Raw genomic sequence first — 22,051 nt, forward strand, 5'->3', positions numbered from 1 at the left:
CCGGACGGTGCGTGTGGCGACGAACCGCCTGGCGCCTAACCGCCACCCCATCTGTGTCGTGTACGTGTCACCATGGTCCTGAGCCTGCACGGTGCGCGTCGCAACCCGCCGCCCAGGACGAGGATGCCCTGCCGTGTTCTGGGACGCGGCAGGGCATCGTCATGCCCACGCCGTCGTGACCACCATGATCGCCCGCTCGCCCTCCCCGCCGCAAGGCCGCCCACCGCCGGCGCCAGGGCCGGGACGCCGGACGCCGACGGGCCCGGGGAGGATTGCTCCCCGGGCCCGTGGCAGGTGGGCGTCGCGTGTCACTGCTCCGGTTCAGACCAGGGCGGTGACGGTGCCCGCGCCGACGGTGCGGCCGCCCTCGCGGATGGCGAAGCCCAGGCCGGGCTCCAGCGGAACCGGGCGGCCCAGCTCGACGGTCACCTCGACCGTCTCGCCGGGCAGCGCCACCGCGACGCCCTCGGGGAGCGTCACGTCGCCGACCACGTCGCCGGTCCGCAGGTAGAACTGCGGGCGGTAGCCGGAGGCGATCGGCGTGCGGCGGCCGCCCTCGGCGCTGCCCAGCAGGTACACCCTGGCCGTGAAGCGGGTGTGCACCTCGATGCTGCCCGGCGCCGCCACGACCTGGCCCCGCCGGACCTGGCCCCGCTGTACCCCGCGCAGCAGCAGCGCGACGTTGTCGCCCGCCTCCGCGCACTCCATCGTCCGGCCGAAGGTCTCCACCCCGGTGACCACGGAGGTCAGTTCCGCCCCGCCGAGGCCGAGCAGCTCCACCCGGTCGCCGAGCCGGATCCGGCCGCGCTCCACCGCACCGGTGACGACCGTGCCGCGACCGGTGATGGTCAGCACGTTCTCCACCGGCAGCAGGAACGGCGCGTCGGTGTACCGGACCGGCGTGGGCACGTAGCTGTCCACGGCGTCCAGCAACTCGCCGAGCGCGGCGGTCCACTGTGGGTCGCCGTCCAGGGCGCGCAGCCCGGACACCCGGACCACCGGCAGCTCCGTGCCCGGGTAGCCCTGGGCGCTGAGCAGTTCGCGGACCTCCAGCTCGATCAGGTCCAGCAGCTCCGGGTCGCCCGCGTCGGCCTTGTTGAGGGCCACCACGATGTGCTCGACCCCGACCTGACGGGCGAGCAGGATGTGCTCGGCCGTCTGCGGCATCACACCGTCCTGCGCGGAGACCACCAGGATGGCGCCGTCCAGCTGGGAGGCACCGGTGATCATGTTCTTGACGAAGTCGGCGTGCCCCGGCATGTCGACGTGGGCGTAGTGCCGGTTCGCCGTCTCGTACTCGACGTGGGCGATGTTGATGGTGATGCCGCGCAGCGCCTCCTCGGGCGCGCGGTCGATCCGGTCGAACGGGACGTAGTTGCCGGTGCCCTGCTCGGCGAGGACCTTGGTGATCGCGGCGGTGAGGGTGGTCTTGCCGTGGTCGACATGACCCATGGTGCCGATGTTGAGGTGCGGCTTGGTGCGCTGGTACGCCTGCTTGGCCATGACTGGTGTTCCTGTTTCTGGCTTCCCGGGCGGGGCTCGTCAGGAGCACTGCGCCCGGATGTCGGGGGGACCTCTGCGACGGGCCGACCTTCCCCGTCCGAGGTCCCGGGACATCCCGGGGAAGGTCAGCTTCGCGCGCCGTCGAACCGCGCGGCTGCGGGGGCGAATGCCGCTGCCGCTGCCGCGGGTGCCAGGGCAGCAGCCATCGCGCCCGCGACTGCGGGCTGCTGGGCGATGGCGTAGCTGGACATGTCGAGCATCATGCCGTCGGGAACGGCTCGGGCGCGAGCGAATTACGGACGCCCCGGCCTCCCGTACGCAGGGTCGGGGCTCCCGGGGTCAGTCCTCAGGGGCGGTCGAGGTGGGGCCGGCGGCACGTGAGCTCGGCTGCGCGGACTGGTGACAGCTTGCGAGAGGTTCGGGTCGCAACGGCTCCTGCTCCACGTATACAGTCCACAGGTCGCGCTGCGGACATATGGATCACGCGGCCGGTTCCAGCAGGACGTGCGAGAAGGAGGGTATCGATGTCATCGAGAGATGAGCTCTTGCGGCTCCTCAAGCCGCCCGCTGAGAAGTGGGCTCTCCTCAGCACTGACGAGATCCTGCACGGCTACGGGACCGCGTTGCCCGGGGACTACCTGTGGCTGATGGAGACGTACGGTCCGGGAGAGGTTTCGGACTATCTCGGAATTCTGCCCCCGGTCGGCGCCTCCGAGATCGCAAAGGTTCCTGGCATCTGTCCGGGCGCGGCCGAGCAGGAAGAAGGCGTCGAAGGCATCGAGCCGGAGTACCTGGTGCACGGTGGCCTGTTCGTGTGGGGCACGAACCCCGACGGCGACAGCGCCTTCTGGAGCACCGTCGGTGAGCCGGATGAGTGGTCGGTCGTCATCTTCCGCAGGCACCCCGGTCCTTACGAGCCGGCGTGGACCCGCTATGACTGCGGCATCGTGGAGTTCCTGATGCGCACCTTCCAGGGGCGGCTCCAGCGCAACCCTTTCAGCGGGACCGACCTGTGGCGCAACGAGTCCCCGAGCTTCACCCGCGACTGAGCCTCGGCCTGGCAGGCACCATGGTCATGCCGGTTGACGCCCCGAGGGGCCGTGGCCGTTCTTGTTCATTGCGGCGGCGTCGCCGCGAAGAAGCCTCCCTTCCGGCCGCGTACCACTGAGCCAGGGAGCTTCCTGTTCACGCCCCGGTGCCGGCCTCCCGGTGGGTGCGGGTGGGGGTCAGTCTTCGGGCGGGGCAAGGGCGCTGGTCGGGGCCGGGCGGCGGCGTTCGGTGGTGACGACTGCGCAGACGCCGGCCACGACGATGCCGCCGCCGACGGCGATGGGCCAGCTGACCGCCTCGGAGAGGATCAGCCAGCCGAGCGCCACGGCGACCACCGGGTTGACGTAGGCGTAGGTGGAGACCAGCGACAGCGGGGCGTTCTGCAGCAGCCAGGCATAGGCGCTGAAGGCGACCAGCGAGCCGAAGACGATCAGGTAACCGAGCGCCAGCCAGGAGCTGGTGCTGACCGCGGCCAGGTGCAGGTGGTGCTGCTCGCCCCGGGCCAGGCCGAGCAGCAGGTCGCCGACGCCGCCGATGAGCATCTCGTACGCGCTGGCGGTGAACGGGTTGGCGGGCATGGGCAGGCGGGCGGACGCGAACGAGCCGGTCGACCAGAGCACCGCGGCGACGATCACCGCGATCACCCCGCTGAGCTTCACGCTGCCGGACATCCCGGGGACACTCAGGACCAGCAGGCCGGCGAAGCCCACCGCGACGCCGCCGATCGTCGCCGTGCGCGGACGGTCGCCGAAGGCGGAGCGCAGCACCACCACCCAGAGCGGCACCGCCGCGACCAGCAGTGCGGTCAGCCCGGAGGGGATGCCGGTCTCCGCGAGCACCACCAGCCCGTTGCCGCCGACCAGGAGCAGCAGCCCGACCAGCGCCGCCGACGCGAGCTGCCGGCCGGACACCCGCAGCGCGGCCGGACCGGAACGCCAGGCGAGCAGCAGCGTCAGCAGCAGTCCGGCGCAGAGGAAGCGGGCGGAGGCGGCGAGGAACGGCGGCATGGTCTGGTCGCAGATCCGGATCGCCAGATAGGTGGAGCCCCACACCACGTAGACCAGCCCGAGCGCGGTCCACACCGCCCCGCCCAGGCGGGGAGCGGACGGCGCCGGACCCCCGGGCGGCCCGGCGGCCGTTCGCGGCGGCCCGTCGGCCGGGGCACCCGCCGGGCTGCTCGCAGAGGGGCCGGCCTCGGCGCCGAGGCCACCGGCGGACGTGTCGACGGAGCGGTCCGACATCAGTGTCTCCCTCTGTTGCTGCTGTACGTGTGCTGCAGGAACAGCCAAGCGCAGTCGGCTGTCGGACGCCAGCGATAGTCTGACCTCATGTCCGTGTCGTGGTTCACCGTGCCCACGCCGCTGCCCAGCGGGCCGGTCCGGGTCGGGGTCAGCGCCGAAGGGGTGGTCGCGGCCGAATTCTCCGCCGCCGCCCCGAACTGCGACGCCGACGCGCTGCGCCCTTCGGACGAACCGAAGGCCGAGCTGGTCAGGCGGCGGCTCGGCGAGTACTTCGAGGGCCGCCGCAGGCAGCTCGACCTGCCGGTCGACTGGCGGCTGACCAACGGCCCGCAGCGGGCGGTGCTGCAGACCCTGCACCGCACCGTCGGTTTCGGCGAGACCGTCAGCTACGGGGAACTGGCGTCCCGCAGCGGGGTGTTCGAGGACGGGCAGTACGCGCTGGCGGCCCGTGCGGTCGGCTCGATCATGGGCTCCAATCCGGTCTTCCTGCTGGTGCCCTGCCATCGGGTGGTGGCTGCCGACGGTATCGGCGGCTTCGGCGGCGGCGAGGTCGGCATGGAGGTGAAGCGCTGGCTGCTCACCCTCGAAGGGGTGCTGCCCCCGACCCTCGACTGGACCGGTCCGTCCTGACCGGACGGTCCTCGCCGGCGGCCCGGCGGGCCGGTCCGTCGCGCAGGGTGAAGGCGAACAGGGCGGCGACGACCGCGATCGCGGCCAGCGCGAGGTAGGTGTCCTGGTAGGCGGAGACCGGGAGCGCTGCCGCGTACCGGCCGTGCACGGTCAGCAGCGTGGTGACCACGGCGGGGGCGAGCGCCCCCGAGGTCTGCCGGATGACGGTGTTCAGGGTGGAGGCGTGGCCGATGTCGGCGGCGCCGACCGTGCTCAGCGCGGCCACCGTGGTCGGCATGAACACCCCGCCCATGGCGACCCCGAGCAGGAACATGTCCAGCCGGAAGGTCCACAGGCTGGAGTGCGCGCCGTAGCGCGAGAGCAGCACCAGGACCGCGGCGACCCCGGCCAGCCCGGAGCCGATGATCACCCGGGGGCCGATCCTGGCGTACAGCGCCCCGGCCACCTGGACGGTCAGCACCACGCCGAACGCCTCGGTGAAGGTGCTGGTGCCGGAGTCCAGGGCGCTGCCGCCCAGTCCCTGCTGCAGGAACAGCGGGCCCAGGAACATCGCCCCGAGGATCGGGATCAGCCCGATCAGCCCGATCAGGTTGGCGTCCCGGAAGAGCCGGTCCTGGAACAGCCGCAGCCGCAGCAGTGGTTCGGCGGTGCGCAGTTCCACCACCACCGTCAGCGTCAGCAGCAGGCCGCCGCCGAGCAGCGTGGCCAGGATGGCGGGGGAGGCCCACCCCTGCTGGGCGCCCTCGCAGACGCCGTAGGTCATCGCCCCCAGGCCGCCGGCGGAGAGCAGCAGGCCGGGGAGGTCGAAGCGGGACGGGCCGGTCGCCGGCCCGGGGGCCTCGTGCCGGTCCAGGAAGAGCAGCCCGAAGACCGCGGCGAGCAGGCCGAACGGCAGGTTGACGTAGAACACCCAGCGCCAGGACAGGCCGTCCACCAGCACGCCGCCCAGGATCGGGGCCAGCGCCGGTGCCAGCTGCTGCGGCAGGATCATGATCCGGGAGGCGCGGACCCGCTCCCGCGCGGAGAAGGTGCGGAACAGCAGGGTGCCGGCCACCGGAGTGAGCAGCCCGCCGGCGAGCCCCTGCAGGGCGCGGAACAGCACCAGCGTGCCGAGATCCGCGGCCGCCCCGCAGAGGGCGGACGACAGGGTGAACAGCAGCAGCGAGTACAGCAGCAGCCGCTTGCCGTCGAAGCGCTCGCCGAGCCAGGCCGAGGCGGGCACGGTCACCGCCACGCACACCGGGTAGACCATGACGATCGCGTCCAGCCCGGACGGTGCCAGCTGGAACTGCCGGGCCACGGCCGGCAGCGCCACGGTGGTGATGGCCCCGTCGACGATCACGATGAAGACGGTGGCGACGAACATGACGGGGACGACGACACGCTGGCCGAGGCGGCGGTGTGCCATGGCGGGACAGCCCTCCGGACGCATGGGGGATCATGTGACGGCGGTGTCCACGGCTGCGTCGACGGCGGTGTCGACGGCGGTGTCGACGAAAGGCATCGTGGCCACCCGCACATGCTGAGCATACTCACTATGAGGGTGCTCACAAGAATGGAGGCGCGGCTGATGGAGCCACGGCGAACAGCGGTACCCGGTAGCAGCGACATCCTGATCGACGAGCTCTACGCCACCACCCGGCGGCTGCGCGCCTATGTGGAGGACCGGCTGCGCGGCTCGGGGATGTCGGTGGCCCGGCTTCGTGCCCTGCGGATGCTCGCCGCCGCGCCCGAACCGCTGCGGATGCGCGACCTCAGCGACATGCTCGACGTGGCCCCGCGTACCGCCACCGCCATCGTCGACAGCCTGGAGCGGGACGGACTGGTCGAGCGCTCCCCGCATCCGGGCGATCGCAGGGCCTTCCTGCTGGCGCTCACCGAGGCCGGGCGGGAACGGCACCGGCAGGCCGAGGAGGTGGACCGGGACGCCCTGGCCCGGGCGACCAGCGGGCTGGACGCCGAGGCGCGGGAGCGGCTGCGCGCGCTGCTGGCGACCGTCCGCGCGTCGGTCAGTCCTTCCGGACCAGCAGACTCACCGTGACGTCGGGGAGCCGGTAGGTCTCGGAGACCGTGTAGTCCCGGTCCAGCACTCCTCGGGTCGACCGCTGCTGCGCGTTCACCACCCAGACATCAGCCGGGCCGCGGGCCAGGCAGGCGGCCAGGTCGGGGCACGGAGTCGGGCCGTAACTGCCGTTCTGGGCGGCGCTCTCGGTGACCCACACCGGGTCCAGATGGACCCGCGAGCCGAGGTAGTAGTCCACCCCGAGGCTGACCATCTTGTTGTAGCCGGCCAGGACGATCACGCCCTGGCCGTTGTGCGCCCGGGTGGCGAGCACGTCCGCCGCCCCCTGGTAGGCCAGGTAGTCGGGCTTGGCGCCCTCCGGGTAGCTGGTCCACTCGTGGGAGCCGTAGGCGCGCACCGCGCTCTGGTCCGGGACGGTCACGACGAGGGCGAGCGCGACCGTGAGCCCGGCCAGCACCGCCGTCGCGGCCCGACCGGACCGCCGGCCGCCCGGCTCCGCGCCGCGGCCCGGCTCCGCGCCGCGGCGCCTGGCGGGGAGCAGCCGGCCGGCCACCTCGCGGCCGCGGACCAGGCCGAAGCCGGCCAGCAGGCAGAAGGAGGGCAGGGTGAACAGCAGGTAGCGGGCCAGGAAGTACGACGTCCCCAGTTGTGAGAGCACCAGCACGGCGACGACCGGCAGCACCCCGCCGGCCACCAGCACCGCCACGGCGTCACGCCGGATCCGCGGCTGACGCCGGCACAGCAGCAGGCCCACGCCGGCCAGTAGCGCGAGCAGCGCCGCTCCGTAGTAGGAGGCGGCCAGCTCCACCCAGAGTGCTCCCAGCACATGCACAGGCCGCGTCAGATCCGGTGGCAACAGCCAGCCGAGCTGGTACCCCACCTGGCCGTGCGCGAAGACCAGCAGCGGCGACAGCATCGCCACGGCGGCCGACACGGTGCCGGCGAACCAGGCCGGGGGTCCCCAACGGCGCTCCCGGAAGCCGTGCAGCAGCACCGCGACGGCATGGCCGGTCAGGCAGCTGAGCGCCACCATGTGGAACAGGCCGACCAGGAGGATCGCCGCACCGTAGGCCGTCCAGGCGCCCAGCCGTCGCCGCGGCACGGAGGCGGCGCGGTCGGCGTCGCCGCTGCTCTCGCTCCAGTCCAGGGCGCGCAGCAGCAGCAGGGTTGCCAGCGCCACCGCGAACACCGCGAAGGCGTAGGCGCGGACTTCCTGTCCGTACCGGGAGACGCTGGGCAGCAGGGCGAACAGCAGGCCGCCGATCAGGCCCGCCTGCCGACCGCAGAGCCGTGCCCCGATGGCCGCGGTCAGCGCGGCCGCCCCGGCCATGGCCAGGGCGGAGGGGAGCCGCAGCGCCAGCAGCGAGGTGCCGAACAGCTCGCTCCAGCCGTGCAGCACCAGGTAGTAGAACCCGGTGGAGGCGTCGACCGAGTGCAGCAGGGAGAACAACTGGCTGATGCTGCGCCCCGAGGCGCTGACGCTGGCGATCTCGTCCCGCCACAGCTGCGCGGAGGTGCTTCCGTACAGGCAGACCAGCAGCGCCAGCAGGCCTGGCCAGATCCACAGTCGCGATCCGTCCGGTCCCGGTGTTTCGGGTTCCGCCACGGCGGGCGGACGGGTACGGAGGGAGGACAACACGCAGACCTCGTGATCGTCTCTCGTGAGCTCGGGCTGGGATGTCCCGAATGGTACAGCGTGAATCTGGGAACCGATCGGCCCCGCTGCCGGGCGGGTTGCCCCGCCCGACAGCCTTCGGGAGCGCGGTTCCCAGGCGCACGCGGGGCTCGCGCGCCCCGCCCGAACAGGGCTACCAGGCGTAGTCCTCCGGCGCTGGACGGTGGCCGGGGAAGATCTCGTCCAGCCGGTCGAGCGTCTCCTGGTCCAGCGTCACGTCCAGTGCCCGCAGCGCGGTGTCGAGCTGGTCGGCGGTGCGCGGGCCGACGATGGGGGCGGTGACGGCGGGCTGGTGCAGCAGCCAGGCCAGCGCGACCGTGCCCGGCTCGTGGCCGAGCTTGTCGCAGAGGTCCTCGTACGACTGCAGTTGCTCGCGCTGAGCGGCAGTCAGCTTCCTGGCGCGGTCCGCGCTGCGGACGCCGGACTGGCCGGCCTTGCGCAGCACCCCGCCCAGCAGCCCGCCCTGCAGCGGGGACCAGGGGATGACGCCGAGGCCGTGGTACCGGGCCGAGGGCAGCACCTCCAGCTCCACGGTGCGGGCCAGCAGGTTGTAGAGCGACTGCTCGGCAACCAGGCCGGTGAAGTGGCGCCGGCCGGCGGCGGCCTGGGCGGCGGCGATGTGCCAGCCGGCGAAGTTGCTGCTGCCCACGTACAGCACCTTGCCCTGGGCGACCAGCACCTCCATCGCCTGCCAGATCTCCTCCCAGGGCGTGGCCCGGTCGACGTGGTGCATCTGGTACACGTCGATGTAGTCGGTCCCCAGCCGCTTGAGGCTGGCCTCGCAGGCCCGGCGGATGTTCAGCGCGGACAGCTTGTCCTCGTTCGGCCAGGGCGCGCGACCCGGGGCGCCGGCGTTCCCGTACAGCTTGGTGGCCAGTACGGTGCGCTCGCGGCGGCCACCGCCCTGGGCGAACCAGCTGCCGATGATCTGCTCGGTACGGCCCCGGTGGTCGCCCCCGCCGTAGGTGTTGGCGGTGTCGAAGAAGTTGAGGCCCTCCTGGTGGGCGGTGTCCATCAGCGCGTGTGCGGCGGCTTCGTCGGTGTGTGGGCCGAAGTTCATGGTGCCCAGGCAGATCCGGGACACGGACAGGCCGGTGCGGCCGAGAGAGGTGTACTCCATGAGGCCACCCTGTCCCCGCCCCCGCCCCGTTGTCGAGATCGCCTCGGGCCCGGCTCAGCCGATCGGGTAGGGTTGTACCGATCGAAGGGGAGTAGCCCCCACCGGACCGTCGACATACTGGCGGGCCCCGCATCGCGAGGCCGGCCCGGCGCCCGGGGCATCGTGCGACGGTGCTGGTGAGACCTTCGGCCGCAGGACCTGAGCCCCCGCCCAGTGTGCTGCCGTGCCGAGGCGACCCCGAACGGATGCCGAAGGCGCGGCGGAACACCCCGACCTTCGAGGACGTCTCCCACGTGAACATCACCGTTGCCGCGATCACCTTCGGCATCATCTTCCTGGCCGAACTCCCGGACAAGACGGCTCTGGCCAGCCTGGTGCTGGGCACGCGCTACCGGGGCAGCTACGTGTTCGCCGGCATCGCCGCCGCGATGGCGGTCCAGGTCGGCCTGGCGATCGCGGCCGGAAGCCTGCTCGCGCTGCTTCCGCACCGCTGGGTGGAGGCGGTGGTCGGCCTGCTGTTCCTGGGCGGCGCGGCGATGCTGCTGCTGCAGAAGGAGGAGGACGAGGAGGGGGGCGCCGTGAAGGAGCCCTCGTCGACCGGGTTCTGGAAGGTCGCCGGGGCCGGCTTCCTGATGATCCTGATCGCCGAGTTCGGCGACCTGACCCAGATCGCCACCGCCAACCTGGCCGCGAAGTACGCGGATCCGCTGGCGGTCGGCCTGGGCTCGTGGCTGGCGCTGTGCTCGGTGTCCGGCCTGGCCATCGTGGGCGGGCAGAAGCTGATGAAGCACGTGCCGCTGCGGGTGATCACCCGGGTGGCGGCGGTGGTCATGCTGATCATGGCCGGCGTCAGCCTGGTCGGAGCCGTCACCGGCTGACGGCGCCGAACGGTGCGGCGGCCCGGGTGGGGCTGGGGTCAGCCGCCGCCGCTCTGCAGGGCGGCCAGCTCGGCCTGGGTGTTCGGCCCGTACACGCCCGAGGGGTCGCCCTGGACGCCGTACTGGTCCTGGAACGAGGCGACCGCCTCCGTGGTCTTCCTGCCGTACACGCCGTCGGGGTAGACGTAGCCGCTGATCCAGTTGTCCAGCTGCTCCTGCATGGTCATCACGGCCGGCCCGCTGTCGCCCTGCTGCAGCGTCTGCCCGCCGCCGGCCGACGACGGGGTGGCCGAGGCGGTGCCGGGCGCGGAACTGGCCGGGGAGGTCGGGCTGGTCGGGGCGGTGCTGCGGACCGTACTCGGTGTGGCCGGGGCGGACGGCCTGGCGCTGTGGTGCACCCGGGACGGTGACGCGGTCGGCCTGGCCGAGGGGGAGGCCGTGCTCTGCTGGGCGGCAGCCGCGGGCGAGGCGGAGTCGGAGGTCTGGGTGGGCAGCGGGGCGGTGACCCCGGGCTGCGGCATGGCCTGGTCGACCCGGTTGCCGTTGAGCAGTGACGGCACCGCCGCCGCGGCGACGCCCAGCCCGGCCACGGCCAGCGCGCCGGCGGCGATCAGCAGCGCGCGCCGCCGCTTCGCACCGGAGCCCGAAGCACTCGCGCCGGAGGCCGCCGCGCGTCTGCTGACGGCGCGTCCGCCGGGCTGGTAGCGGACCAGCTCGGTGGAACGGCGCTGCGCCGGAAGCAGTACGGTCTCGCCGCCGGCGCCATCGCCGCCGCCCCCACCGGGCCGGAACGGGCCCTGCCCGTACCCGGCTTCGTACCCGGCGGGCTGGAAGACCGTGGTCTCCGCCCCGCCGCCCCCGCCCTGCTGGTACGGCCCGGGCGCGTACGGGTCGTGGCCCCCGTCCGGGTAAGCATCCGGGTACGAGTCGGGGTCGGCGACGGCCGGCTCCACGATCTCCGCGGACTGCACGTAGGGGCGGACCAGTTCCGGACCGCCGACGATCGGGATGACCGCGGTCTCGGCGTCACCCACGGCCGGGCAGCGGCAGGCGCCGGACGCCTGCGAAAGGCCGCATATGCCGCAAGGCTGACCCGCCATCGATTCCCCTCCATCGGACCCGTCGAACGGTGACCGATTATGCAGGACATTCACTCCAGTGGGCAGCCGTACCAGCAGCTGGACCCGGCGCGGGGTGGAGCGGGCTCAGGACAGCACCCGGCCGGGCGCGTCCATGGAGTTGTCGGCCAGCTCCTTGAGCATGGACAGCAGCTCCGCGTGCTGGTCCGGGGACCAGCCCTCCAACTTCTCGTTCAGCAGCGCCAGGCGTGCGTCGGTCAGCTTCCGCACCACCTCGTCGCCGGCCGGAGTGAGCGTGATCAGACCGTCGCCGTCCCGCTGGATCCGGCCGGAGTTGACCATGGCGTCCAGTTTGGGCCGGATCTCGTCCGCGGAGACCTTGTTGCGGCGGCAGATCTCCTCCTCGGTGATCGGTCCGGCATGGCACAGCCGGAACAGGCCGTACGCGTGCGGGACGCTGATGTCGACGTCCGCCCGCTCGATGACCCGGCCGTAGCGCTCCCAGATGTTCTCCCGGCTGGAGAGCTTGGTGACCATGCGTTCGATCTCCTCCGCCGAGCTGCGGAAGGTCGGCAGTCCGGCCGCCTCGCCCTGCTCCGCCGTGCGGTTGGCGGTGCGCAGCGGCACCTCGCGCAGGAACAGCGACAGCACGAACGCCAGCACCGCGATCCCGGCCGCCACCAGGTACACCGTCTGCAGCGACAGCGCGTAGATGTGCAGGAAGGGCTGTGCCAGCGGCTTCAGAGCCGGCGGCAGGTGCTGCACGCTGGTCGGGTTGGCCAGTAGCTGCTTCACCGGGAGGAGCGGCGACAGGGTGCCGTTCGCCTGCGCCGTCGTGAGCTTGGAGTTGAGCTGGTTGTTGAGCACGGTGCCGAAGATGGACGCGCCGAAGGAGCCGCCGATGGAGCGGAAGTAGGTGACGCCGGAGGTGGCGGTGCCCAGGTCGGCGAAGTCCGTGGAGTTCTGCACCGCGATGATCAGCACCTGCATCACCATGCCCAGACCCAGGCCGAGCACCAGCAGGTCCAGCCCCATGACGGTGCTGCTGGTGGTGTCGTCCACCTGCGCCAGCAGCACCAGCGCCAGCACGGTCAGCGCGGTGCCGATGATGGGGTAGATCTTGTACTTGCCGGTCCTGCTGATCAGCTGGCCGGTGCCGATGGAGGTGAGCAGCAGTCCGGCCATCATCGGCAGCAGCCGCAGTCCGGAGACCGTGGGCGAGTTGCCGTTGACGACCTGCATGTAGAGCGGGACGAAGGAGAGCGCGCCGAACATGCACAGGCCGATCACGAAGCCCATGCCGGAGCAGACCGTGAAGACCGGGTTGCGGAACAGTCGCAGCGGCAGCACCGGCTCCGGGACCCGCTGCTCGACCAGGATGAAGGCGGCGATCAGCACGGCCGCGCCGACGGCGCAGCCCCACACCTCGACCGAGTTCCACTTCCAGGTGGTCCCGCCGAGGCTGGTGATCAGCACCAGGCAGGTGGACGCGGCGGCCAGCAGCAGGGTGCCCAGGTAGTCGATCTTCGGGCGGGTGTCCGGGTTCTTGGCCTTGAGCGCGGTCGCGATGACGAACAGGGCGACGATGCCGACCGGCAGGTTGACGTAGAAGACCCAGCGCCAGTTGAGGTTGTCCACCAGGAAGCCGCCGAGCAGCGGCCCGACCACCGAGGACACCCCGAACACCGCGCCGATGACGCCCTGGTAGCGGCCCCGGTCCCGGGGCGGCACCACGTCGGCGATGACCGCCATCGCCAGCACCATCAGCCCGCCGCCGCCCAGGCCCTGCAGCGCGCGGAAGCTGATCAGCTCCAGCATGTTCTGCGAGATGCCGCAGAGCGCGGAGCCGATCAGGAAGATGACGATGCAGATGATGAAGACGTACTTGCGGCCGAAGAGGTCACCGAGCTTTCCCCACAGCGGGGTGGTCGCGGTCGCGGCCAGCAGGTAGGAGGTGACCACCCAGGAGAGGTGGTTGGCGCCGCCGAGGTCGCCGACGATGGTCGGCAGCGCGGTGGAGACGATGGTCTGGTCGAGTGCGGCCAGGAACATGCCCAGCATGACGCCCACGAAGACCAGCCGGACCCGGCCCGAGTCCTCCTCGATCGGCGGCTGGTCGGGCCCGACCCCCACGGTTGCCTGCTGCTGGGCCATCGACCCCTCCGCTGCTGGTGGACTGGCTTCCCAGCCTCTCAGCGGAACGGCCTTGCTGCCTGCGGTGGACGCCCGAACGGGCGAGCCGGTCAGGCGTACTGGACCGGGAGTTCCTTGACGCCGTTGAGCCAGGCCGAGCGCAGCCGCCGGGGCTCGCCGGTCAGCCGGATGTCCGGCACGGTGTCGGCGATGGCGTTGAAGACCAGGTCGAGTTCCAGCCGGGCCAGGTTGGCGCCGAGGCAGAAGTGCGGGCCCCCGCCGCCGAAGCCCAGATGCGGGTTGGGGTCGCGGAGCACGTCGAACCGCTCGGGGTGGTCGAAGACCTCGGGGTCGTTGTTGGCGGAACTGTAGAAGATGCCGACGCGGTCGCCCTCCGCGATCTTCGCGCCGCCGAGCTCGACGTCCCGGGTCGCGGTGCGCTGGAAGGACATCACCGGCGTGGCCCAGCGGACGATCTCGTCGGCGGCGGTGTGCGGGCGGCGCTGTTTGTAGAGCTCCCACTGCTCGGGGTGGGTGAGCAGGGCGTGCATCCCGTGGCTGGTGGCGTTGCGGGTGGTCTCGTTGCCGGCCACGGCCAGCAGCAGCACGAAGAAGCCGAACTCGTCCGAGCTGAGGTTGCCCTCGCCCTCGGCGCTGACCAGCTGGGTGACGATGTCGTGGGCGGGGCAGCCCTTGCGCTGCTCGGCGATGCCCATCGCGTACATCATCAGCTCGATCGCGGACTGGGTGCCGACCTCCTGGCTGACGGACAGCTCGGGGTCGTCGTAGGCGACCATCTTGTTGGTCCAGTCGAAGATCTTCGCGCGGTCCTCCTGCGGCACGCCGATCAGCTCGGCGATGGCCTGCAGCGGCAGCTCGCAGGCGATGTCGCGGACGAAGTCGCCGCTGCCGTCCTTCCGGGCGGCGGCGACGATGCGTTCGGCCCGGTCGCGCAGGGTCTGCTGCATCGCGTTGATGGCGCGCGGGGTGAAGCCGCGCTGGACGATCTGGCGCAGCCGGGTGTGCTCCGGAGGGTCCATGTTGAGCATGATCAGCTTCTGGCCGTCGATCCCGGAGGGGTCCATGTCGGGGTGGAAGCGGATGATCGCGGTCTTGCGCTCGGAGGAGAAGGTCTCCGGGTGCACCGAGACCTCCTTGACGTCGGTGTGCCGGGTGACCGCCCAGTAGCCCCCGTCGGTGAACCCGGTGGTGCCCGGCCGCTGCGGGATCCAGCGCACCGGCTCGGTCCCGCGCAGCAGTGCGAACTCGGGCAGCGGGACCCGCTGCTGGTTGAGGTCGGGATCGGTGAAGTCGAAGCCGTCGGGCAGGGCCGGGCAGGTCATCGGTGCCTCCGGGGCAACGGGCCAGGACCTGACGGCACGTCAGGTCTGCGACTCGACAGTAATAACACGTTCTAGTCAACGCAAGAGCCTTGCGCCGGTGCGCCTGGGGCGCATACAAAGGTCCCCAGAACTAGAACGCGTATCAGTTCTCACCGGCGCTCCGAGCGAGCGCCCGGGCTTCCCGGAGGGCGAGTCATGGCCGCTGAACCCGTCATCGTCGAAGCAGTGCGCAGCCCCATCGGCAAGCGGGGCGGCGCCCTCGCCAACCTTCACCCCGGCTACCTGCTCGGCGAGACCTTCCGTGAGCTGCTGGCCCGCACCGGGGTCCAGCCGGACGTGGTCGAGCAGATCGTCAGCGGGACCGTCACCCACGCCGGGGAGCAGTCCATGAACCCGGCCCGCACCGCCTGGCTCGCGATGGGCCTGCCCTACGAGGTCGCCGCGACCACCGTGGACTGCCAGTGCGGCTCCTCGCAGCAGGCCAACCACATGGTCGCCAACATGGTCGCGGCCGGGGTCATCGACGTCGGGATCGCCTGCGGCGTCGAGTCGATGAGCCGGGTGCCGCTGGGCAGCGCCTCTGCGCACGGCCCGGGCCGCCCGTTCCCGGAGGAGTGGAACGTCGACCTGCCCAACCAGTTCGAGGCCGCCGAGCGGATCGCTCGCCGGCGCGGGCTGACCCGTACCGACCTGGACCGGCTCGGGGTGATGTCGCAGGAACGTGCCGCCAACGCCTGGGCCGAGGAGCGCTTCAAGCGTGAGACCTACGCGGTCCAGGTGCCGACCACCGAGGCCGAGCAGCTCGCCGGGCAGGGGATGTGGCGGCTCTTCGACCGCGACGAAGGCCTGCGCGACACCTCCATGGAGGCCCTGGCGGGCCTGCGCACGGTGATGCCCGCGGCGATCCACACGGCCGGCAACTCCTCGCAGATCTCGGACGGCGCCGCTGCCGTGATGTGGTCCTCCCGGCGTGCGGCCAAGGCGCTCGGGCTGGTCCCGCGCGCCAGGATCATCGCCCAGGCCGTCGTCGGCACCGACCCGCACTACCACCTGGACGGGCCGATCGACGCCACCAGGGCGGTGCTCGGCAAGGCCGGGATGAAGCTCGCCGACATCGACCTGGTGGAGATCAACGAGGCGTTCGCCTCGGTGGTGCTCTCCTGGGCCCAGGTGATGGAGGCGGACCTGGCGAAGGTCAACGTCAACGGCGGGGCCATCGCCCTGGGCCACCCGGTGGGCTCCACCGGCGCCCGGCTGATCACCACGGCGCTGCACGAACTGGAGCGTGCGGACAAGGAGTTCGCCCTGGTCACCATGTGCGCGGGCGGCGCGCTGGCGACCGGGACGATCCTGCAGCGGCTCTGACGTCCGCAGTTCTGACGTCCGCAGGGGGTTCCGAGGTCCCCCACCCGGGGAGCGGCCCGGACGGCGTGGTGGGGACCGCGCCGTCCGGGCCGTCTTGTGCCCCGGCCCGTCCGGGGCTAGCCGATTGCCGCCTTCAGTTCGCCTGCGAGGTCCAGCAGTTGGCTGCTGCTGCTCAGGCCGGTCTGCTGGAGGTCGAGCAGCACCTCGTGGAGCCCCAGGGCCTCGGCCGCGTGCACGTAGCCGGCGATCTGGGCGACGGTGCCGTTGGTGGGCACCGCCTCGGCCGGAGCCGGGTCGCGGGTCACGTGCGGGTTGAGGCGGAGCACTCCGCGCAGCGCCTCCGGGTCCCGGCCGGCCTCCTCGGCGGCGCGCCGGGCGCCCTGCCACATCGTGCCGAGCACGGGCAGCGGCACGCCCACGGCGAGCCAGCCGTCCGCGCGGCGGCCGACCCGGGCTATCGCCGCGGGGGTGAGTCCGGCCAGCAACAGTGGCGGGCGTGGGGACTGCGCCGGCTTGGGCTCCACGGTCGAGGCCGGGACGGTCCAGTGCGCGCCGTGGTGCTCGATCGTGGGCGCGGTCCACAGGGTCTCCAGCAGGTCCAGCGTCTCGTCCAGGCGCTTGCCGCGTCCCTCCCAGGGGACGGAGACCGACTGGTACTCGTCCCGGGACCAGCCGAGGCCGATGCCGACGTCCAGCCTGCCCCGGCTGATCAGGTCCAGGGTGGTGAGCGTGCGGGCCAGCATCACCGGGGGCGTCCACAGTGCGTTGAGGGTGCTGGTGCCGAGACGGACCCGGGTGGTGACCGAGGCGGCCAGGGTCAGCAGGGTGAGCGGGTCGAGGAACACCCGGAACTCCTCGGGCATCGGCCGGCCGGTGCCGCCGTAGCTGTCGCGGGGGGCGAGCGGGGCGAGGATCCGGTCGGCGGCCCAGAGGCTGTCGAAGCCGGCCGCCTCGGCGGCGGTGGCCACCGTGACGGTGGCCTCGGGGTCGGCGAAGACGCCGTACTGGGGCAGGGCGAGACCGATGCGCATCGTGCGGATGCTCCGTCCGGAGAGGGGCTGTGACGGAGCTGATTCTCCGTCGGCGAACCGCCGCCCGTCCCCGGTTCGCCCGGATCGGCCCCGGGCGCGGAGCGGAACCGGATCCGCCCGGTGTCAGGGCTGGGCGGCCGTGGTCGTCCAGCCCTGGTCGAGCAGGAGGCAGGCCTGGTCGATGGCGGCGGCGGGGTCCGGGCGGGAGCCGGCGAACGCGAGGGCTTCGAGGGTGAACCGGGCGTAGGCGGCGCAGATGAGGTCGTCGGCCGGCCGGCCGGTCTGCTCGGCGAGCGCGCCGGCCAGAGCGCTTTCGTGGCGCAGCCACATCGTGCGGGCGTACTCCCGCAGGGCCGGGGTCTCCTGGATGAGCCGCCGGAAGTCGGCGAAGCGGGGGTCCTGGGTGTGGGCCGAGCCGACGAAGCCGGTGAGGTGGGCGCGCAGCGCCTGGGGGATGGTCTGGCCCGGCGGCCGGTCGGTGACCGCGCGGACCAGGGCGGCCTCGTTGCGGGCGTCCTCGTCGAAGACCAGGGCTTCTTTGCCCTGCGGGAAGTAGTTGAACAGGGTCGACACGGACACGTCGGCGCCCTCGGCGATCTCGCGGACGCCCACCTGCTCGTAGCCGCGTTCCAGGAACAGCCGCAGTGCCGTATCGGCGATCGCCTGGCGGGTGGCGGCCTTCTTGCGTTCGCGGCGTCCCCCCGTCCCCGCGCGGTCGATCGTCTCTGCCATGCCGTCAACCTTACCGGGCATTGCGCAAACATGGAACTGTTGTATGTTTGTAGCGGTTCCAAAAAAACTACGTAGGGAGCAGCATGACGTCCGTGGCACCTGCCCAGGCCAGGATCAGCATCATCGGCGCCGGACCCGGCGGGCTGACCTGCGCCCGCATCCTCCAGCGGCGCGGCATCGCGGTCACCGTCCACGACCGCGACCCGGGCCCCGACGCCCGCAACCAGGGCGGCACCCTGGATCTGCACGCCGACAACGGCCAGATCGCCCTGCGCGAAGCCGACCTGCTCGACGAGTTCTTCGCGCTGGCCCGCCCCGAAGGGCAGGAAATGCGCCGGATGGACCCGAGCGGCACGATCACCTCCCACCACGTCCCGCAGGACGGCGAGCTCTTCAAGCCGGAAATCGACCGCGGCCAGCTGCGCGATCTGCTGCTGAACTCCCTGGAGCCGGGGACCGTGCGCTGGGGACAGGCCCTCGACGCGATCAGCGGTCCCGCCGACGGACCGCGGCGGCTGCACTTCGCCGACGGCACGACCGTCGAGACCGATCTGGTGATCGGCGCCGACGGCGCCTCCTCCCGGGTGCGGCCGGCCGTGTCCCCGGCCGTCCCCGAGTCCACCGGGGTGAGCTTCCTGGAGGCCTGGTTCTCCGACGTCGACAACCGGCACCCGGACCTCGCCGGACTGGTCGGTTCAGGCAGCGCCGCGGCAGCCGACGGTGACCGCGGCCTGTTCGCCCAGCGCAACAGCGGAGACCACATCCGCGTCTACCTCATCCAGCGGGTCCCGGTCGACTGGATCAGCCGGAGCGGCCTGACCGCCGACGATACCGACGGCATCCGCGCCCTGCTTCTCGACAGCTACGCCGACTGGTCGCCCCGCCTGCGCCGGGTGATCACCGACAACGAAGGCCGCTACGTCGACCGCCCGATCCTCGCGCTGCCCGTCCCGCACACCTGGGAGCACAACCCGACGGTGACCCTGCTCGGCGACGCAGCCCACCTCATGCCCCCGCTCGGCGTCGGCGTCAACCTCGCCATGCTCGACGCCTGCGAACTCGCCCTCGCCCTGGCCGACTCGGCCACCGTCGACGACGCCGTCCGCAGCTACGAGAAGACCATGCTCCCCCGCTCCACCGAGATGGCCAGGCTCCTCGAAGGCGGCGCCGAGCACCTGCTGGGCGCCGGCCTGCCCGGGGTCGGCCCCGACGGCGACGCCCGGCCCTGAGGCGAATCCAGTCAGGAGTCAGGAGTCAGGAGTCGGGGACCGCAGGCCGTCACAGGGCGCGGAACAGGACCGGGTCGGTGTCGGCGAGTTCCTCGGCCAGGTCGGTTTTGACCAGGCGGCGGACGTGGGCGGCCGCCTCGGACAGGGCGAGGTGCCGGGACACGAAGCTGAGCTCGGCCCAGGGCCGGTTCCAGTGCATCTGCTGGGCGGCCTGCCAGAGTGTCAGTGGCTCCTGCTTGAGTTGGGTGTACAGGTCGGCCAGCCGGACCACGTGATGGTCCAGCAGTTCCCGGATCCGGCCCGCGGTGTCGGTGAAGCGGTACTGGTGTGCGGGGAGGATCTCCTCGGGGGCGAGCGCCGCGATGCGTTCCAGGGAGTCGAGAAAGTCGCCCAGCGGGTCGCCCCGGACCAGGTCGGAGACCGGCTCGGCGGGATCGTCGTCGGGGTTCTCCGGGTAGAGGCTGACGACCGGGCTGATCGTGGGCAGCAGATGGTCGCCGGAGAGCAGGCGCGAGGGGTGGCCGTCCTCGTTGAGGTACAGGCAGACGTGGCCGGGCGTGTGGCCCGGCGTCCACAGCACGCGCAGGTCGCGGCCGGGGACGCCGGCCGACTCGCCGTGCACCAGCTCCCGGTCGGGCAGGGTGGTCGCCAGCGGCGCTCCGGCGCTGCCGAAGGCCGACAGCCCGTCCAGGTGCTCCTGCGGCACGCCCGCGGTGCGGATCGACCGGGACATCCGGCCGATCCAGCGGCTCGACGGGGTGTCGTGCAGCGCCCGGACGATGCCGGCCTCGACGCCGTGCATGGCGATCCAGGCGCCGGACTGCTCCCGTACATGGGCGGACAGGCCGTGGTGGTCCGGGTGGTGATGGGTGATCAGCACGCCGTGCACGTCGGCGAGGGAGAAGCCGGCCGCGGCCAGTCCTTCGGCGAGGGCGGTGCGGCCGCTGGGGTCGTCCCAGCCGGTGTCCACCAGGACCGGGCCGCGGTCGCTCTCCAGCAGGTAGACCAGGGTGTAGCGGAGGGGGTTGTCCGGGATGGGGACGGTGATGCTCCACACACCGCCGCCGAGGTCCTGCGTGGGCGGGGTCTCCCAGGCGGGCATGCTGCCGTCCTCTCCGAGAGGTAGAACATGTTCCATGTATGGGGCAACTAGTCGGGCAGCCTACTGCACGACCGTTGCCCCGGATAAGTAGAACTGATATCAGTTCTATCAACCGTCGAATATGACGGGGCGTCAGCAGTCGAGGTGGAGGACGGGCAATGGCCGAGCTAGTCGAGTACGGCGAACTCTTCATCGGCGGCGAGCTGGTCGCCCCCGCCGGCACGGACGTCATCGAGGTGGTCTCCCCGCACACCGAGGAGGTCATCGGCCGGGTCCCGCACGCCTCCCGGGCCGACGTGGACCGCGCGGTGGCCGTCGCCCGGCGTGCGTTCGATCAGGGGCCCTGGTCCCGGACGCCGCTGGCGGAGCGGCTCGCGGTCGCCGAGCGGATCAAGGACGGGATCGCCGCCCGGGCGGACGAGATCGCCCGCGTGATCAGCTCCGAGAACGGCTCGCCGTACTCCTGGAGCATCCTGGCCCAGGCCTTCGGTCCGATGATGATCTGGGACGCGGCCATCGCCACCGCCCGGGACTTCGCCTTCGAGGAGCACCGGGCCGGGGTGCTCGGGCCGATCCTGGTGCGCCGCGAGCCGGTCGGCGTGGTCGCGGCCGTGGTGCCCTGGAACGTCCCGCAGTTCGTGGCGGCCGCCAAGCTCGCCCCGGCGCTGATCGCGGGCTGCTCGGTGATCCTCAAGCCCTCGCCGGAGACCCCGCTCGACTCCTACATCCTGGCCGAGATCGTCAAGGACGCCGGGCTGCCGGAGGGCGTGCTGAGCATCCTCCCGGCGGACCGCGAGGTCAGCGAGTACCTGGTCGGGCACGAGGGCGTCGACAAGGTCTCCTTCACCGGCTCGGTCCCGGCCGGCAGGCGGATCATGGAAGTGGCCTCGCGCCACCTCACCCGGGTCACCCTGGAGCTGGGCGGCAAGTCGGCCGCGATCCTGCTCCCGGACGCCGACCTGGACGCGGCCGTCGCCAACCTGATGGGCTCGTCGTACATGAACAACGGTCAGGCCTGCGTGGCGCTGACCCGGATCCTCGCCCCGCGCTCCCGCTACGACGAGATCGCCGAGCGGCTGGTCGCCGCGATCGGCGCGCTGGTCGTCGGCGACCCGCTGGCCGAGTCCACCCAGGTCGGCCCGCTGGTGGCGCGGCGCCAGCAGCGGCGCAACCTCGACTACATCCGGATCGGCCAGGAGGAGGGCGCCAAGGTGCTGACCGGCGGCGGCGTCCCGGCGGCGCAGCCGAAGGGCTGGTACGTGGAGCCGACGCTGCTGGGCGGCGTGGACAACCGGATGCGGGTCGCCCGCGAGGAGATCTTCGGCCCGGTCGTCTGCCTGCTCCCGTACGAGGACGAGGCGGACGCGGTGCGGATCGCCAACGACTCCGACTACGGGCTGTCCGGCGCGGTCTGGTGCGGGGACGTCGAGCACGGAATCGACATCGCCCGGCAGGTGCGCACCGGCACCTTCTCGGTCAACACCTTCAGCCTGGACTTCAAGGGCCCCTTCGGCGGCTTCAAACAGTCCGGCATCGGCCGGGAGTTCGGCCCCGAGGGCCTGGACTCCTACCTGGAGGCCAAGACCGTGCATCTCCCGCAGGGCTACACCGCTCCGGCGGCGGACGGGGAGGCCTGATGGGCGACCGCTGGCGGGTGGAGGTGGACCGCTCCGTCTGCATCGGCTCCGGGCTGTGCGTCGCCTCCGCGCCGGACGGCTTCCGCCTCGACAGCGCCCGCCAGTCGCACCCGCAGGCGGAGGAGGCCGACGCCTCCGAGGCGCTGCTGGCCGCCGCCGAGAGCTGCCCGGTCGAAGCCATAACCCTCCGCCTCGCCGACACCGCCGACCCCGTCTTCCCCCCAGAAGACTGAACTGGCGAGCAACCCCGTTACCACCTAAGGGGCGCGAGGCTCCGCTT

20 protein-coding genes are annotated in these 22,051 nt (G+C 72.1%); 8 read left to right on the plus strand and 12 right to left on the minus strand.

The window, feature by feature from the left end:
- Nucleotides 1-321 precede the first annotated feature (321 nt).
- Both tuf and ABH925_RS14325 read right to left on the minus strand, forming a co-directional pair.
- Nucleotides 322-1,503, minus strand: a complete 1,182-nt coding sequence (tuf, locus tag ABH925_RS14320) for an elongation factor Tu (RefSeq protein ID WP_370147888.1) — start codon at nt 1,501-1,503, stop codon at nt 322-324.
- A 125-nt stretch (nt 1,504-1,628) separates the two neighbouring features.
- Nucleotides 1,629-1,754: a hypothetical protein gene (locus ABH925_RS14325; RefSeq protein ID WP_370147889.1), complete on the minus strand. Its 126-nt coding sequence runs from the start codon at nt 1,752-1,754 to the stop codon at nt 1,629-1,631.
- Nucleotides 1,755-2,027: 273 nt separating this feature from the next.
- Between ABH925_RS14325 and ABH925_RS14330 the strand changes: the two genes are divergently transcribed.
- Nucleotides 2,028-2,552: a hypothetical protein gene (locus ABH925_RS14330; RefSeq protein ID WP_370147890.1), complete on the plus strand. Its 525-nt coding sequence runs from the start codon at nt 2,028-2,030 to the stop codon at nt 2,550-2,552.
- A 177-nt stretch (nt 2,553-2,729) separates the two neighbouring features.
- Here the strand turns inward: ABH925_RS14330 and ABH925_RS14335 are convergent, their stop codons facing one another.
- Entirely contained in the window at nt 2,730-3,794 is a 1,065-nt protein-coding gene (locus ABH925_RS14335) for an EamA family transporter (protein WP_370147891.1), read from the minus strand.
- A gap of 87 nt (nt 3,795-3,881) precedes the next feature.
- Here ABH925_RS14335 and ABH925_RS14340 point away from each other — a divergent pair, with 87 nt between their 5' ends.
- Nucleotides 3,882-4,424 carry a methylated-DNA--[protein]-cysteine S-methyltransferase gene (locus ABH925_RS14340; RefSeq protein WP_370147892.1) on the plus strand — a complete coding sequence of 181 codons (543 nt, stop codon included), beginning with the start codon at nt 3,882-3,884 and terminating at the stop codon, nt 4,422-4,424.
- On the opposite strand, the gene ABH925_RS14345 is transcribed toward ABH925_RS14340, so the two are convergent.
- The gene (locus ABH925_RS14345; RefSeq protein WP_370147894.1) at nt 4,372-5,832 is read right to left on the minus strand and encodes a DHA2 family efflux MFS transporter permease subunit; all 1,461 of its coding nucleotides are present in this window, start codon (nt 5,830-5,832) and stop codon (nt 4,372-4,374) included. The two genes, ABH925_RS14340 and ABH925_RS14345, sit on opposite strands and share 53 nt — an antisense overlap.
- Before the next feature lie 129 nt (nt 5,833-5,961).
- Between ABH925_RS14345 and ABH925_RS14350 the strand changes: the two genes are divergently transcribed.
- The gene (locus ABH925_RS14350; RefSeq protein WP_370147895.1) at nt 5,962-6,465 is read left to right on the plus strand and encodes a MarR family winged helix-turn-helix transcriptional regulator; all 504 of its coding nucleotides are present in this window, start codon (nt 5,962-5,964) and stop codon (nt 6,463-6,465) included.
- Here ABH925_RS14350 and ABH925_RS14355 read toward each other — a convergent pair.
- Nucleotides 6,434-8,053 (minus strand): glycosyltransferase family 39 protein, encoded by a 1,620-nt coding sequence (locus ABH925_RS14355; RefSeq protein WP_370147896.1) that lies wholly within the window; start codon nt 8,051-8,053, stop codon nt 6,434-6,436. The genes ABH925_RS14350 and ABH925_RS14355 overlap by 32 nt on opposite strands.
- A gap of 202 nt (nt 8,054-8,255) precedes the next feature.
- Nucleotides 8,256-9,242, minus strand: coding sequence for an aldo/keto reductase (locus ABH925_RS14360; RefSeq protein ID WP_370147897.1), 987 nt, complete (start codon nt 9,240-9,242; stop codon nt 8,256-8,258).
- A 245-nt stretch (nt 9,243-9,487) separates the two neighbouring features.
- Between ABH925_RS14360 and ABH925_RS14365 the strand changes: the two genes are divergently transcribed.
- Entirely contained in the window at nt 9,488-10,120 is a 633-nt protein-coding gene (locus ABH925_RS14365; RefSeq protein WP_370147898.1) for a TMEM165/GDT1 family protein, read from the plus strand.
- Nucleotides 10,121-10,158: 38 nt separating this feature from the next.
- Here the strand turns inward: ABH925_RS14365 and ABH925_RS14370 are convergent, their stop codons facing one another.
- The 3 genes from ABH925_RS14370 to ABH925_RS14380 form a co-directional block, all read right to left on the minus strand.
- Entirely contained in the window at nt 10,159-11,154 is a 996-nt protein-coding gene (locus tag ABH925_RS14370; RefSeq protein ID WP_370147899.1) for a peptidoglycan-binding protein, read from the minus strand.
- Nucleotides 11,155-11,325: 171 nt separating this feature from the next.
- Nucleotides 11,326-13,353, minus strand: coding sequence for an MFS transporter (locus ABH925_RS14375; protein WP_370147900.1), 2,028 nt, complete (start codon nt 13,351-13,353; stop codon nt 11,326-11,328).
- 89 nt (nt 13,354-13,442) lie between these two features.
- Nucleotides 13,443-14,675 (minus strand): cytochrome P450, encoded by a 1,233-nt coding sequence (locus ABH925_RS14380; RefSeq protein WP_370147901.1) that lies wholly within the window; start codon nt 14,673-14,675, stop codon nt 13,443-13,445.
- A gap of 195 nt (nt 14,676-14,870) precedes the next feature.
- Between ABH925_RS14380 and ABH925_RS14385 the strand changes: the two genes are divergently transcribed.
- Nucleotides 14,871-16,040, plus strand: a complete 1,170-nt coding sequence (locus ABH925_RS14385; protein WP_370147902.1) for a steroid 3-ketoacyl-CoA thiolase — start codon at nt 14,871-14,873, stop codon at nt 16,038-16,040.
- A gap of 116 nt (nt 16,041-16,156) precedes the next feature.
- Here the strand turns inward: ABH925_RS14385 and ABH925_RS14390 are convergent, their stop codons facing one another.
- Both ABH925_RS14390 and ABH925_RS14395 read right to left on the minus strand, forming a co-directional pair.
- The gene (locus ABH925_RS14390; RefSeq protein ID WP_370147904.1) at nt 16,157-17,071 is read right to left on the minus strand and encodes a TIGR03619 family F420-dependent LLM class oxidoreductase; all 915 of its coding nucleotides are present in this window, start codon (nt 17,069-17,071) and stop codon (nt 16,157-16,159) included.
- Between the two features lie 123 nt (nt 17,072-17,194).
- Complete coding sequence (locus ABH925_RS14395; RefSeq protein WP_370147905.1) at nt 17,195-17,803, minus strand: TetR/AcrR family transcriptional regulator; 609 nt, start codon at nt 17,801-17,803, stop codon at nt 17,195-17,197.
- Nucleotides 17,804-17,886: 83 nt separating this feature from the next.
- Between ABH925_RS14395 and ABH925_RS14400 the strand changes: the two genes are divergently transcribed.
- Nucleotides 17,887-19,032 carry an FAD-dependent oxidoreductase gene (locus ABH925_RS14400; protein ID WP_370147906.1) on the plus strand — a complete coding sequence of 382 codons (1,146 nt, stop codon included), beginning with the start codon at nt 17,887-17,889 and terminating at the stop codon, nt 19,030-19,032.
- A 49-nt stretch (nt 19,033-19,081) separates the two neighbouring features.
- On the opposite strand, the gene ABH925_RS14405 is transcribed toward ABH925_RS14400, so the two are convergent.
- Nucleotides 19,082-20,134: an MBL fold metallo-hydrolase gene (locus tag ABH925_RS14405; protein ID WP_370147907.1), complete on the minus strand. Its 1,053-nt coding sequence runs from the start codon at nt 20,132-20,134 to the stop codon at nt 19,082-19,084.
- A gap of 158 nt (nt 20,135-20,292) precedes the next feature.
- Between ABH925_RS14405 and ABH925_RS14410 the strand changes: the two genes are divergently transcribed.
- Together ABH925_RS14410 and ABH925_RS14415 are read left to right on the plus strand one after the other, a co-directional pair.
- The gene (locus ABH925_RS14410) at nt 20,293-21,771 is read left to right on the plus strand and encodes an aldehyde dehydrogenase (protein WP_370147908.1); all 1,479 of its coding nucleotides are present in this window, start codon (nt 20,293-20,295) and stop codon (nt 21,769-21,771) included.
- On the plus strand, nt 21,771-22,004 hold the full coding sequence (locus ABH925_RS14415) for a ferredoxin (protein ID WP_370147909.1): 234 nt from the start codon (nt 21,771-21,773) through the stop codon (nt 22,002-22,004). Before ABH925_RS14410 ends, ABH925_RS14415 begins: the two co-directional genes overlap by 1 nt.
- Nucleotides 22,005-22,051 lie beyond the last annotated feature (47 nt).

The sequence above is a fragment of the Streptacidiphilus sp. EB129 genome (assembly GCF_041262645.1).
In the GTDB taxonomy this organism is placed as follows: domain Bacteria; phylum Actinomycetota; class Actinomycetes; order Streptomycetales; family Streptomycetaceae; genus Streptacidiphilus.